The organism is Janthinobacterium sp. LPB2021202312-11-4 (assembly GCF_037049705.1).
Taxonomy (GTDB): domain Bacteria; phylum Pseudomonadota; class Gammaproteobacteria; order Pseudomonadales; family Pseudomonadaceae; genus Aquipseudomonas.
On sequence record NZ_JBAGKV010000002.1, the window covers coordinates 213,200 to 226,237 of the forward strand.

A 13,038-nucleotide genomic window follows, 5' to 3' on the forward strand; every position below is an offset into this window, starting at 1 on the left:
CTTCGAAAAGGTACGAACATGCAACGGAATGCAACAACTCAACACCCTATCTTGCTGGTGCACGGGCTCTTCGGTTTCGACCGTATCGGCAAATTCGAACTGTTTCATGACGTCAAGCTCGCCCTGAGGAGTGGTGGCGCCAGGGTCTTCGTTCCGCACTTGTCAGCCACCCACAGCAACGAGGTCCGTGGCGAGCAACTTTTGGCGCAAATCGAGCGGGTTTTGGAGGGGACCGGCGCGAACAAGGTCAACCTGATCGGCCACAGTCAGGGTGCGCTGGCTTCACGTTACGCCGCCGCCATCGCGCCACACTGGGTGGCTTCGGTGACCTCCGTCAGCGGCCCGAACCACGGTTCCGAGCTTGCAGATTTCTTGCGCAAGGCCCTGACACCGGGACGCCTGCCAGAACAGGTGGCCAGTAGAGTCGCCACCCTGTTCGCCGACTTCCTGTCGCTACTCAGCGGTAATCACCACATGCCACAAAACGCGATTGCCGCGCTTAACGCGCTGACCACCGAAGGTGTTGGCGCATTTAACGACAAGTACCCCCAGGGCCTGCCAAAAAACTGGGGCGGCAAGGGTCGAGAGGTGGTCAATGGCGTGCGCTACTATTCCTGGAGCGGCACGTTGCAAGGCAACCTCCTTGATGACGGGCTCAACGCCCTCGACCCGGTCCGCGCCTTTTGCCGAGCCTTTTCCGAGTACTTCATCACCGAGGCCGGGCAGAATGACGGAATGGTCGGCCAGTACAGTTCCCACCTCGGCAAAGTGATCCGCTCCGACTACCCGATGGATCACCTGGACAGTCTCAGCCAGACCGCCAGTCGAGACCGCAAAGGCCCCAGCCCGATCGAGCTCTATGTACTGCACGCTGAACGCCTGAGGAATGCCGGCCTTTAACCCGCACCTTTATATAAAGGTGCCATTGCCCGACAGGCCTGAAATGGAACTTTGAGGAGAAATAGACCACTGAATCCGGTAGGCTCAGCACTTTACTGAACATTGAATGGAGAATTTTCCCATGGCTAAAGCCACTGCCCGTCACATCCTTGTTGCCAGCGAAGCCAAGTGCAACGAACTCAAGGCGCAAATCGAAGGCGGCGCTGATTTCGCCGACGTTGCCAAGGCCAACTCCACTTGCCCGTCCAGCCGTCAGGGCGGCGACCTGGGTTCGTTCGGTCCAGGCCAAATGGTCAAGGAATTCGACACCGTGGTCTTCAGCGCACCGATCAACGTGGTGCAAGGCCCGGTTAAAACCCAGTTCGGTTATCACCTGCTGGAAGTCACCAGCCGCCAGGATTGATCTGACGCCTGCGTTTTCTACATGACGGCCCGCCTTTTGGTGGGCCGTTGTGTATTTGGTTACGTGATTCGGCTGGTGAGTAACGCGCCGCTAGCGTACAAATTGTGCTTTCGATCACCCGGCTCTAAGGCTGACAATGCGACTGGCTTTCCCCTCTTTGATATTCACTGCCGTGGTCCTGCTACTGAGTGCCGCTGGTGTGAATGCAGCACCGCAACACGCGCTGACCGTGTATGGCGAGCCGGCGAAATATCCTGCCGGCTTCAGTCATTTCGCCTACACCAACCCGCAAGCGCCCAAGGGCGGCACGATGCGCCGCTCGGCAATTGAAATCGGGCATTTCGACCATGTCCTGCCCTATATCGACAAAGGCATCGGCGTTACCCAGATTGACGGCCTGCTCTACTCCCCCCTGGCCCAACGCTCACTCGACGAACCCTATACCGTGTACGGGCTGGTAGCGCAGAAGATGGAGCGTGCGGAAGATGGGTTGTCCCTGCGCTTCTACCTCAACCCCAAAGCGCGTTTCGCCGATGGCACACCGATCACCGCCGAGGATGTGCGCTACAGTTTTGACCTGCTGATGACCCAGGGCAGCCTGCGCTATCGCACCCAGTTCGCCGACGTCAAAGGCGTCGAAGTCGAGTCGCCACTGACCGTCCGCTTTGACTTCAAGAGCAACGAGAACCGCACCCTGCCCCTGGATGTCGCGACATTGCCGGTATTCCCCGAACACTGGTGGAAGACCCGCGACTTCGCCAGCGGCGGCGGTTACGAGCCCCCCTTGGGCAGCGGCCCGTACAAAGTCAGCAAAGTCGATTCAGGACGCAGCATCACGTTCGAGCGCAATGCCGACTGGTGGGGCAAGGACCTGCCGGTCAGCCGTGGCCTTTACAACTTTGATCACTTCAGCATTGAGTACTTCGGCGACACCGACGTGGCCCGCCAGGTCCTGCGCGGTGGCGCCTACGATTACAACCGTGAGTTCTCGGCCACCGGTTATTCCATAGGCTATGAAAGCCCGGCCCTGAATGACGGTCGCCTGCAAAAGGCCCATCTGGCCACCGAAGCACCGCAAGCGGCTCAGGGCTTTGTGTTCAACCTGCAAAACCCGATGTTTCAGGACCGTCGAGTACGACAGGCCCTGGCCATGCTGTGGGATTTCGAATGGAGCAACCGGCAGATGATGCGTGACCTGTACATCCGCCAGCAGAGCTACTTTTCCAACACCGACCTCGCGGCGCGCAAGCTTCCGGATGCGGCGGAGCTCGCGATTCTCGAACCGTTACGCGGGCAGATTCCCGATGAGGTTTTCACCCAGGTCTTCGAGGCACCGAAAACCGATGGAAGCGGCGTGATCCGCGACAAGCAATTGCAAGCCCTGGATCTGCTCGAACAGGCCGGCTGGAAACCCGACGGCGATCAACTGGTGAATGCCCAGGGCGAGCCATTGAGCTTTACCTTCCTCACCAGCCAGAACGGCATCGATCGACTGCTGCTGCCTTATAAACGCACGTTGAAACAGATCGGTATCGACCTCAACATTCGCCGCATTGACTCATCCCAATACGTCAATCGCTTGATGTCTCGGGACTATGACATGGTCATCACCGGCTACCCGGTAACCACCTCCCCCGGTGGCGAACTGCTGAACTATTTCGGTTCGGCAGCAGCCAACGACCCCGGCGCCAATAACTACATGGTGTTGAAGAACCCGGCAGTCGACACGCTGATCAGCGGCCTGATCCGCGCCTCCACCCAGGCCGACATGCTGCATTACGCCCATGCGCTGGACCGGGTGCTGCAATGGAACTACTACTGGATTCCCAACTATTACCCACCCGGCAGCTCGACCGTGTGGTGGAACCGCTTCGGCATTCCCAGCGTGCAGGCGAGCAATGACGAAGCCATCGAGAGCTGGTGGGAAGTCAGCTCCACCCCGCTGACCAACCAACAGATGACCGCCGAACTGATCAAGCGCGGCAAACCGGGAGGACCGCGCTGATGTGGGCGTACATACTGCGGCGTTTGCTGCTGATCATTCCGACGCTGGTGATCATTCTTCTGGTCAATTTCGTCATCGTCCAGGCTGCGCCCGGCGGGCCGGTGGAACAGGCGATCGCGCACCTGCAAGGCATCGGTGGCGCGAGCGTCGGCGGCGGCTCAAGCGAAACCTTGCACGGCAGTTCACGGGCCAGTCGTGGCCTCGACCCGCAACTGATCAAGGAAATCGAAAAACAATACGGCTTCGACAAACCGGCCCCGGAACGCCTGTGGCTGATGCTCACCAGTTACGCGCGCCTGGACTTCGGCAAGAGTTTCTTCCGTGGCGCCACGGTCACCGACCTGATCCTGGAAAAAATGCCGGTGACCATTTCCCTCGGGCTCTGGGCCACGCTGATCACCTACCTGGTCTCGATCCCGCTGGGCATCCGCAAAGCCGTGCATCACGGCAGCCATTTCGACATCTGGAGCAGCACCGCGATCATCATCGGCTACGCGATGCCGGCCTTCCTGTTCGCCATGTTCCTGATCGTGGTATTTGCCGGCGGCACGTCGCTGAACTGGTTCCCGGTGCGCGGGCTGGTATCGGACAACTTTGAATCGTTGTCTACCGTGGGCAAAATCGCCGACTACTTCTGGCATTTGGTGCTGCCGGTCACCGCATTGGTGATCGGTGGCTTCGCGACCCTGACCATCCTGACCAAAAACTCCTTCCTCAATGAAATCACCCGCCAATACGTAGTCACTGCCCGCGCCAAAGGCATGAGCGAGCGACGGGTGCTCTACGGCCATGTGTTCCGCAACGCCATGCTGCTGGTGGTCTCGGGGATACCCCAGGCGTTTATCAGCGTGTTTTTCGCCGGGTCGTTGCTGATCGAGGTAATTTTCTCCCTCGATGGCCTGGGTCGCATGAGCTATGAAGCCGCCGTATCACGGGACTATCCGGTGGTGTTCGGCTCGCTGTTCATCTTCACCCTGTTCGGGCTCTTGATAAAACTGGTCGGCGACCTCTGCTACACCCTGGTTGACCCGCGTATCGACTTCGCAGCGAGGAACGCCTGATGTTCAAGCTTTCGCCGCTGGGCCGTCGCCGTTTCGAGCGATTCAAGAAAAACCGTCGTGGCTGGTGGTCGCTGTGGCTGTTTATCGGCCTGTTCCTGCTGACCCTGGGGGGTGAGCTGATCGCCAACGACAAGCCGCTGATCGTCAGCTATCAAGGCTCGCTGTACTTCCCGGCGTTCAAGCGCTACACCGAGCAGGAATTCGGCGGGCAACTGCCGTTCCAGGCCGATTACCGCAGCGACTACGTGCAGAAGCTGATCCAGAAGGACGGCGGCTGGTTGCTGTTCCCGCCGATCCCGTTCAGTGACGACACGCCCAACTACGACCTGAATAAACCGGCGCCGAGCCCGCCGACGAAGGTCAACTGGCTGGGCACCGACGATCAGGCGCGGGATGTGCTGGCCCGGGTGATTTTCGGTGCGCGGGTGTCGATTCTGTTTGCCTTGATGCTGACGTTTGTCAGTGCGCTGATCGGCATCGCCGCTGGCGCCCTGCAAGGCTACTACGGCGGCTGGGTCGATTTGCTGGGTCAGCGCTTGCTGGAGGTCTGGTCCGGACTGCCAGTGCTGTACTTGCTGATCATTTTGTCGGGATTCGTCGAGCCGAACTTCTGGTGGCTGCTGGGGATCATGGCGCTGTTTTCCTGGCTGGCCCTCGTAGACGTGGTGCGCGCCGAGTTTCTGCGCGGACGCAACCTGGAATACGTCAAAGCCGCCCGGGCACTGGGCCTGAGCGACCGTAAAGTGATCGTCCGGCACATCCTGCCCAATGCCATGAACGCGACCTTGAGCTACTTGCCGTTCATCCTCACCGGCGCCATTTCGACCCTGACCGCCCTCGACTTCCTCGGCTTCGGCATGCCGGCCGGCAGCGCTTCATTGGGCGAATTGATCGGCCAGGGCAAACAAAACCTGCAAGCGCCCTGGTTGGGCCTGACGGCGTTTTTCACCCTGGCGCTGATTCTTTCTTTACTGGTGTTCATCGGCGAGGCGTTGCGTGATGCCTTCGACCCTCGATCATGAAACGGACCGTAGATATGAGTGACAACCTGATCGAAATCCGTGACCTCAACGTGGCCTTCAGCGGCCAGACAGTGGTGCGCAACCTGTGCCTGGACATCCGCCCCGGCGAGTGCCTGGCGCTGGTGGGCGAGTCGGGTTCAGGCAAATCGGTGACGGCCCATTCGATCCTGCAACTGCTGCCCGAAAGCGGCACCGAAACCACCGGCAGCATTCGCTATCGCGGCCAGGAACTGGTCGGTGCCGATGCCAAGGTCTTGCGCCAGTTGCGCGGCGACCGCATCGCCATGATCTTCCAGGAGCCGATGACCTCGCTGAACCCGCTGCACAGCATCGAAAAGCAGATCGGTGAAACCCTGCTGCTGCACAAAGGCCTGGCCGGCAAAGCGGCGCAAGCACGAATTCTCGAACTGCTGGAACTGGTCGGCATCCAGAAACCCAAGGAACGGCTCAAGGCCTATCCTCACCAACTGTCCGGCGGCCAGCGGCAACGGGTGATGATTGCCATGGCCCTGGCCTGCGAGCCGGAGTTGCTGATCGCCGATGAGCCGACCACAGCGCTGGATGTGACGGTGCAGCGCAAGATCCTGTTGCTGCTCAAGTCCCTGCAACAGCGGCTCGGCATGTCGCTGCTGCTGATCAGCCATGACCTCAATCTGGTGCGCAGCATCGCCCAACGGGTGTGCGTAATGAAGGCCGGGGAAATCGTCGAACAGGCCTCCTGCGAAACACTGTTCACCGAACCGAAACACCCTTACAGCTGCGTATTGCTGAACGCCGAACCGGAGGGCGAAGCCTTGCCCCGGGACGAGCGCGAGAAGGTGCTGGAGGTCGAGAACCTGCGCGTACAGTTTGCCCTCGGCGGCGGTTTGTTTCAGCGCAAGACCTATCTGCACGCGGTGGATGGCATCAGCCTGAATGTCCAGCGTGGCAAGACCCTGGGCATCGTCGGTGAGTCCGGCTCGGGCAAGTCCACCCTCGGCCAGGCGATCCTGCGTTTACTCGACTCCGAAGGCAGTATTCGTTTTCAGGGGCAGGCGCTGGATGGCCTGACGCAGAAGCAACTGCGGCCCTGGCGCAAGAAGATGCAGGTGGTGTTCCAGGACCCCTTCGGCAGCCTGAGCCCGCGTATGTCGGTGTCGCAGATCATTAGCGAAGGCCTGGAGGTCCACAGCCAGTCGACGCCTCAGGAATGTGAGGCCCAGGTGATCCGGGCGCTGGAGGAAGTCGGTCTTGATCCCCTGAGCCGCCATCGCTACCCCCATGAATTCTCCGGTGGGCAGCGCCAGCGCATTGCCATCGCCCGGGCGCTGGTGCTCAAACCGGCGCTGATCCTGCTGGACGAACCGACCTCGGCCCTGGACCGGACCGTACAGAAGCAAGTGGTCGCCCTGCTCCGCGATCTTCAGGAAAAGCATGGCCTGACCTATCTGTTTATCAGCCATGATTTGGCGGTGGTGCGCGCCCTGGCCCACGACATGATCGTGATCAAGGACGGCAAAGTGGTGGAAAGCGGCGCCAGCCATGATGTGTTCGATTCGCCGCAGCACCCGTACACCAAGGAACTGTTGGCGGCGGCACATCCGGGGTAAACCTCGAAACCGTGGTGCGGCGTTCGCGGGCAAGCCTCGCGCCTACGGATCACTTCGGCCTGTAGGAGCAAGGCTTGCCCGCGAAGACACCTGCACTGACAACACACTTTCTGGATAAGACCGACATGAACACCACCGAAGGCCTCAAGGACTACCAGCGCGTTCGCCTGCTGGCGATCCGTTCGTTGTTCGAGATCATCGAGCAATCGAGCGAAGGCACGGTGATTGTCGATCGTGACGCCAACATCGTCTGGATGAACGAACGCTATGCCCGCCGTTTCGGCCTGGAATCGGCCGAAGTGGCGATCGGCAAGGCCTGCGAAAGCGTGATCCCCGGCAGCCTGCTGCGCGAAGTGGTACGCACCGGTCGGCCGATCCTGCTGGACATGCAGGACACGCCCAAAGAACCGTTGGTGGTGATGCGCCTGCCGATCCATGACGATGCCGGCGCGGTGATCGGCGCCATCGGTTTTGCGTTGTTCGACGAATTGCGCAGCCTGTCGCCGATGCTCAAACGCTACCTGAGCATGCAGGAAGAACTGGCCTCCACCCGCTCGCTGCTGCGGGCACGGCAAACCAAATACAACTTCGCCCACTTCATTGGCACCAGCGCCGCCAGCCTGGAAGTCAAACGCCGGGCCCGACGCAGCGCCAGCGCCAAATCGCCAGTGTTGTTGCTCGGCGAGACCGGCACCGGCAAAGAGCTGCTGGCCCAGGCGATCCACGGTGCTTCACCACGGGCGCACAAGGCCTTTGTCAGCATCAACAGTGCGGCGATTCCTGAGGCATTGCTGGAAGCAGAGTTCTTCGGCACGGCCCCCGGCGCGTTTACCGGCGCTGACCGCAAGGGCCGGGTTGGCAAACTGCAGATCGCCCAGGGCGGCACATTGTTTCTCGATGAAATCGGCGACATGCCCCTGCCCCTGCAAAGCAAGTTGCTGCGGGTATTGCAGGAAAAAGAATTCGAACCGGTGGGCTCCAACGAGGTGATCCAGAGCGATGTGCGGGTGATTGCCGCTACCTCCACGGACCTGGAAGCGGCGATCAAGCGCGGCGAGTTTCGCGCCGATTTGTATTACCGCCTCAACGTCCTGCCGATCCAGGTGCCGCCGCTGCGCGACCGACTCGACGATATCCCGGCCCTGAGCGAAGCGATCCTTGAAGAGCTGCGCAGCCAGCATGAACTGAACCGTGAAGCGTTGGAGTTGCTGGGCCAACATGCCTGGCCGGGGAACATTCGGGAACTGCGCAACGTGCTGGAACGGGCGGCGTTGCTCAGTGATGACTTGATGTTGAATGCGGCGGATATCCGCGCAGCGATTGGTACGTTCACGCCTGTGGAGCGTGCGGTCAGCCCGGCTATTGAGTCGGTTGACCATGAGACATTCAGCGCGGCTCGGGAGCGGTTTGATCGGCAGTTGATTGAGACCACCCTTGTGCAATGCGGGGGGAAGGTGATTGAAGCGGCGGCGCGGTTGGGGCTTGGGCGGTCGACGTTGTACAAGAAGATGGTGGCGTTGGGGATTGCTGAGTCTCAACAATGAGATATAGGTCTCATAAAAGAGAATCAACGTCAAAATCAAAAGATCGCAGCCTTCGGCAGCTCCTACGAGGGGTTTAGCATCTCTCACGTAGGAGCTGCCGAAGGCTGCGATCTTTTAAAACAACAAAACCGTCTCCAATTTGAGACTGAAGTTAAATAAAATTTAAATATATCTATATATTTCAACAACTTAGATATATGGCACGATTCCCGCTAAAGCCCTCTCCCACAAAAGATCCACCCTACAAAAATAACAATTCCAGGAGACACACCCATGAGTGTGATCATTGCCTTGGCAGCCCTCGCGCTGCTGATGATGGCTGCTTACCGTGGCTACAGCGTTATCCTCTTCGCCCCGATTGCCGCCCTCGGCGCCGTCCTGCTCACCGACCCTTCTGCCGTCGCGCCTGCCTTCACCGGGGTGTTCATGGAGAAAATGGTTGGCTTCATCAAACTGTATTTCCCGGTCTTCCTGCTCGGTGCGGTGTTCGGCAAACTGATTGAGCTGTCGGGTTTCTCCCGTTCCATCGTGGCAGCGGCCATTCGTTTGCTCGGCACCCGTCAGGCGATGCTGGTGATCGTTCTGGTTTGCGCCCTGCTCACCTACGGAGGCGTGTCGCTGTTTGTGGTGGTGTTCGCGGTCTATCCGTTTGCGGCGGAGATGTTCCGCCAGAGCAACATCCCCAAGCGGCTGATCCCGGCAACCATCGCCCTCGGTGCGTTTTCCTTCACCATGGACGCCCTGCCCGGCACCCCGCAAATCCAGAACATCATCCCCAGCACCTTCTTCAACACCACCGCGTGGGCGGCGCCGTGGCTGGGTCTGATCGGGACGATTTTCGTCTTCTGTGCCGGCATGCTGTTCCTCCAGCGCCAACGCAACAAGGCCCAGCGCGCCGGCGAAGGCTATGGCACCGAACTGCGCAACGAGCCGGAAACCGCTGAAGACATCAAGTTGCCAAATCCGTGGATCGCGCTGTCGCCGCTGTTGATGGTCGGCATCATGAACCTGCTGTTCACCCACTGGATTCCGCTCTGGTACGGCAAGACCCACAGCCTCGCCCTGCCAGGCATGACCACGCCGGTGACCACTGAAATCGCCAAACTCACGGCGATCTGGGCGGTTCAAGCAGCGCTGCTGATCGGCATTCTCATGGTCCTGGCATTCGGCTACCGAGCGATCAAAAGCAAATTGGCCGAAGGCAGTAAAAGTGCGGTCAGTGGTGCATTGCTGGCGGCGATGAACACCGCGTCGGAATACGGGTTTGGCGCGGTGATCGCCTCGCTGCCCGGCTTCCTGGTGTTGGCCGACTGGCTGAAAAGCATTCCCAACCCGTTGGTCAACGAAGCGATTACCGTGACCTTGCTGGCCGGCATCACCGGTTCTGCGTCCGGCGGCATGAGCATTGCGCTGGCGGCCATGGCCAATGACTTTATCGCCGCCGCCCACGCCGCCAACATTCCACTGGAAGTGCTGCACCGGGTGGCCGCCATGGCCAGCGGCGGCATGGACACCCTGCCGCACAACGGCGCGGTGATTACCTTGCTCGCGGTCACCGGCCTGACACACCGCGAAGCCTACAAAGACATTTTCTGTATTACGCTGATCAAGACCCTGGCGGTTTTTGTGGTGATCGGTACTTTCTACGCCACTGGCATTGTGTGAGGTATTCATGACGAATCTTACGGGCAAGACCGCACTGGTCACCGGCTCCACCAGCGGCATCGGCTTGGGCATCGCCCTCAGCCTGGCCAAGGCCGGGGCCAACGTAGTCCTCAATGGTTTCGGCGATGCGTCGACAGTGATTGCCGAAGTCCAACAGTTTGGCGGCAAGGTCGGCCATCACCCCGCCGACGTCAGCAACCCGGAGCAAATCGCCGAGATGATCGCTTACGCCGAGCGTGAGTTCGGCGGCATCGACATTCTGATCAACAACGCCGGCATCCAGCACGTGGCCGCCGTGGAAGACTTTCCGGTCGAACGCTGGGATTCGATTATCGCGATCAACCTGTCGTCGGTGTTTCACAGCACCCGCCTGTGCCTGCCCCGGATGCGCGCCAAGAATTGGGGGCGGATCATCAACATCGCTTCGGTCCACGGGCAGGTGGGCTCGGTGGGCAAAGCGGCTTACGTGGCAGCCAAGCATGGGGTGATCGGGTTGACCAAAGTGGTCGGCCTCGAAACCGCAACCACCCGGGTCACCTGCAACGCGATCTGCCCAGGCTGGGTGCTGACACCGCTGGTGCAGAAGCAGATCGACGATCGGGCGGCCACCGGGATCGATCCGCAACAGGCGCAACATGATTTGCTGGCCGAGAAACAACCGTCGCTGGAATTCGTGACCCCACCGCAACTGGGCGAACTGGTGCTGTTTTTGTGCAGCGAGGCCGGCAGCCAGGTACGGGGCGCGGCGTGGAATATTGACGGTGGGTGGCTGGCGCAGTGATGAGCGGCTAACCCCTGGTGGGTGAAGGTTTCTGTGGCGAGGAGGCTCGCCACAGACGCTCACTCTATGAATAGCGTGTGTGTGCATATAAGAAAAAAGAGGCAAGCCATGTCCGACATCCTCTGGCAACCCAGCGCCGAGCGCATCGGTAAGACCCGCATGGAGGCCTTTCGGCGCTTCATCAATCAGCGGCATCACCTGAAGATCGACGACTACCCGGCCCTGCACCGCTGGTCCATCGAGCAACGGGAAGCGTTCTGGCAGGCGATCGTCGACTTCTTCGACATCCGTTTCCACGATCAACCCGACGCAGTACTGCGTGAAGGCCCACAGATGCCCAGCGCCGAGTGGTTCCCCGGTGCAACCCTGAATTTCGCCGAGCACTTGCTGCGCCGTCGCGACGACGCTGTGGCGGTGGTCGCGGTGGCCGAAAACGGCCAACGGGAACAACTGACCTGGGCCGAGCTGGCCAGCCACGTCGCCGGTTTCCAGAACAGCTTGAAAGCCGCCGGCGTCAGCCTCGGCGACCGGGTGGCGGCGTGTATGCCGAATACCTGGCAAACCCTGGTCGCCATGCTCGCCACTACCAGCCTCGGGGCGATCTGGTCCTGCTCTTCTCCGGATTTCGGCACCCAAGGGGTGATCGATCGTTTCGGCCAGATCGAGCCAAAAGTGCTGATCACTTGTGCCGGTTATCGCTATGCCGGCAAAGAGATCGATCAAACCCTCAAGGTCAACGAAATCCTCGAACGGCTGCCGTCCTTGCAGCAATTGATCATCGTGCCTTACGCCCGGCCGCAGGCGCATATCGCTGACTTCCACACCCGCACCAACGTAACGCTGTGGGATGACTTCTACGACATCGGCGGCGAACCGGATTTCGTTTCCGTACCGTTCGGCCATCCGCTGTACATCCTCTATTCCAGCGGCACCACCGGCGTCCCGAAATGCATCATCCACGGCACTGGCGGCGTGTTGCTGCAGCACGTCAAGGAACACGGCCTGCATTGCGATCTCGGCGCCGGCGACCGTTTGTTCTACTACACCACCTGCGGCTGGATGATGTGGAACTGGCTGGTCTCGGCCCTGGCGGTCGGCAGCGCCGTGGTGTTGTATGACGGTTCACCCTTCCACCCAGACCCGGAGCGCTTGATCGACCTGATCGACGACGAGCGAATCAACGTCTTCGGCACCAGCCCCAAATTCCTCGCAACGCTGGAAAACACTGGCCTCAAACCTCGCCAAAGCCATGACCTGAGCAGCCTGAAAACCCTGTTGTGCACCGGCTCGGCGCTGTCGCCGCAGAGTTACGATTTCGTCTATCGCGATTTCAAGCCGCAGGTCTGCCTGGCCTCGATGTCGGGTGGCACTGACATCGTTTCGTGCTTCGTCAATGGCAACCCCCTGTCGCCGGTACGCCGTAGCGAAATCATGGGCAAAAGCCTGGGCATGGCGGTCGAGGTGTGGAATGACGACGGTCAGCCAGTGGTCGGCGAAAAAGGCGAACTGGTCTGCACCCGGCACTTCCCCGCCATGCCCATTGGCTTGTGGAATGACCCGGCGGGCGAAAAACTCCATGCCTCGTATTTCAGCCAGTTTCCCGGGGTCTGGGCCCAGGGCGACTACGCCGAACAACTGCCCCACGGCGGGATGATGATTCATGGACGCTCCGACGCCGTGCTCAACCCCGGCGGCGTGCGAATCGGGACGGCGGAAATCTACCGCCAGGTGGAGAAAGTGCCACAAGTGCTGGACAGCGTGGCCATCGGTCAGCAATGGCAGGATGACGTGCGGGTGGTGCTGTTCGTTCGTCTGAAGGATGGCGTGCCCCTCGATGAACCCCTGCAACAGCAGATTCGCCAGGTCATCCGCGCCAACACGACGCCTCGGCATGTACCGGCGAAGATCGTTGCCGTCACCGACATTCCGCGCACCATCAGCGGCAAGGTGGTGGAGTTGGCGGTGAGGCATGTGGTGCACGGTCAACCGGTGAAAAACACCGATGCCCTGGCCAATCCCGAAGCGCTGGAGCAGTTTCGGAATCGGCCGGAGCTGGCGAGCTAGCGCC

The 13,038-nt window shown here is 60.3% G+C and carries 10 protein-coding genes; all 10 read left to right on the forward strand.

The annotated features are described in order from the left end of the window. The first annotated feature begins 18 nt into the window (after positions 1-18). Positions 19-900 (forward strand): lipase family alpha/beta hydrolase, encoded by an 882-nt coding sequence (locus tag V5E99_RS03025; protein ID WP_499800829.1) that lies wholly within the window; start codon positions 19-21, stop codon positions 898-900. A 121-nt stretch (positions 901-1,021) separates the two neighbouring features. Continuing rightward, positions 1,022-1,303 (forward strand): peptidylprolyl isomerase, encoded by a 282-nt coding sequence (locus tag V5E99_RS03030; protein WP_093413984.1) that lies wholly within the window; start codon positions 1,022-1,024, stop codon positions 1,301-1,303. A 199-nt stretch (positions 1,304-1,502) separates the two neighbouring features. Continuing rightward, positions 1,503-3,308, forward strand: coding sequence for an extracellular solute-binding protein (locus V5E99_RS03035; RefSeq protein ID WP_499800831.1), 1,806 nt, complete (start codon positions 1,503-1,505; stop codon positions 3,306-3,308). Continuing rightward, positions 3,308-4,369 carry a microcin C ABC transporter permease YejB gene (locus V5E99_RS03040; RefSeq protein WP_499800832.1) on the forward strand — a complete coding sequence of 354 codons (1,062 nt, stop codon included), beginning with the start codon at positions 3,308-3,310 and terminating at the stop codon, positions 4,367-4,369. The genes V5E99_RS03035 and V5E99_RS03040 overlap by 1 nt, the downstream gene beginning before the upstream one ends. Further along, the gene (locus tag V5E99_RS03045; RefSeq protein ID WP_499800833.1) at positions 4,369-5,391 is read left to right on the forward strand and encodes an ABC transporter permease; all 1,023 of its coding nucleotides are present in this window, start codon (positions 4,369-4,371) and stop codon (positions 5,389-5,391) included. The genes V5E99_RS03040 and V5E99_RS03045 overlap by 1 nt, the downstream gene beginning before the upstream one ends. 14 nt (positions 5,392-5,405) lie before the next feature. Further along, positions 5,406-6,980 carry an ABC transporter ATP-binding protein gene (locus V5E99_RS03050; protein ID WP_499800834.1) on the forward strand — a complete coding sequence of 525 codons (1,575 nt, stop codon included), beginning with the start codon at positions 5,406-5,408 and terminating at the stop codon, positions 6,978-6,980. Between the two features lie 125 nt (positions 6,981-7,105). After that, entirely contained in the window at positions 7,106-8,524 is a 1,419-nt protein-coding gene (locus V5E99_RS03055; protein WP_499800836.1) for a sigma-54 interaction domain-containing protein, read from the forward strand. A 273-nt stretch (positions 8,525-8,797) separates the two neighbouring features. Continuing rightward, positions 8,798-10,189 carry a GntP family permease gene (locus V5E99_RS03060; protein WP_499800838.1) on the forward strand — a complete coding sequence of 464 codons (1,392 nt, stop codon included), beginning with the start codon at positions 8,798-8,800 and terminating at the stop codon, positions 10,187-10,189. Positions 10,190-10,196: 7 nt separating this feature from the next. Further along, a complete protein-coding gene (locus V5E99_RS03065) occupies positions 10,197-10,970 on the forward strand; it encodes a 3-hydroxybutyrate dehydrogenase (RefSeq protein WP_499800840.1) in 774 nt (257 codons plus the stop codon). Between the two features lie 108 nt (positions 10,971-11,078). Next, positions 11,079-13,034 (forward strand): acetoacetate--CoA ligase, encoded by a 1,956-nt coding sequence (locus tag V5E99_RS03070; protein WP_499800841.1) that lies wholly within the window; start codon positions 11,079-11,081, stop codon positions 13,032-13,034. Positions 13,035-13,038 lie beyond the last annotated feature (4 nt).

Coding starts and splice junctions, on each gene's coding strand:
- V5E99_RS03025 (WP_499800829.1), top strand. CDS start 19: ATGCAACGGAATGCAACAACTCAACACCCTATCTTGCTGGTGCACGGG.
- V5E99_RS03030 (WP_093413984.1), top strand. CDS start 1,022: ATGGCTAAAGCCACTGCCCGTCACATCCTTGTTGCCAGCGAAGCCAAG.
- V5E99_RS03040 (WP_499800832.1), top strand. CDS start 3,308: ATGTGGGCGTACATACTGCGGCGTTTGCTGCTGATCATTCCGACGCTG.
- V5E99_RS03045 (WP_499800833.1), top strand. CDS start 4,369: ATGTTCAAGCTTTCGCCGCTGGGCCGTCGCCGTTTCGAGCGATTCAAG.
- V5E99_RS03050 (WP_499800834.1), top strand. CDS start 5,406: ATGAGTGACAACCTGATCGAAATCCGTGACCTCAACGTGGCCTTCAGC.
- V5E99_RS03055 (WP_499800836.1), top strand. CDS start 7,106: ATGAACACCACCGAAGGCCTCAAGGACTACCAGCGCGTTCGCCTGCTG.
- V5E99_RS03060 (WP_499800838.1), top strand. CDS start 8,798: ATGAGTGTGATCATTGCCTTGGCAGCCCTCGCGCTGCTGATGATGGCT.
- V5E99_RS03065 (WP_499800840.1), top strand. CDS start 10,197: ATGACGAATCTTACGGGCAAGACCGCACTGGTCACCGGCTCCACCAGC.
- V5E99_RS03070 (WP_499800841.1), top strand. CDS start 11,079: ATGTCCGACATCCTCTGGCAACCCAGCGCCGAGCGCATCGGTAAGACC.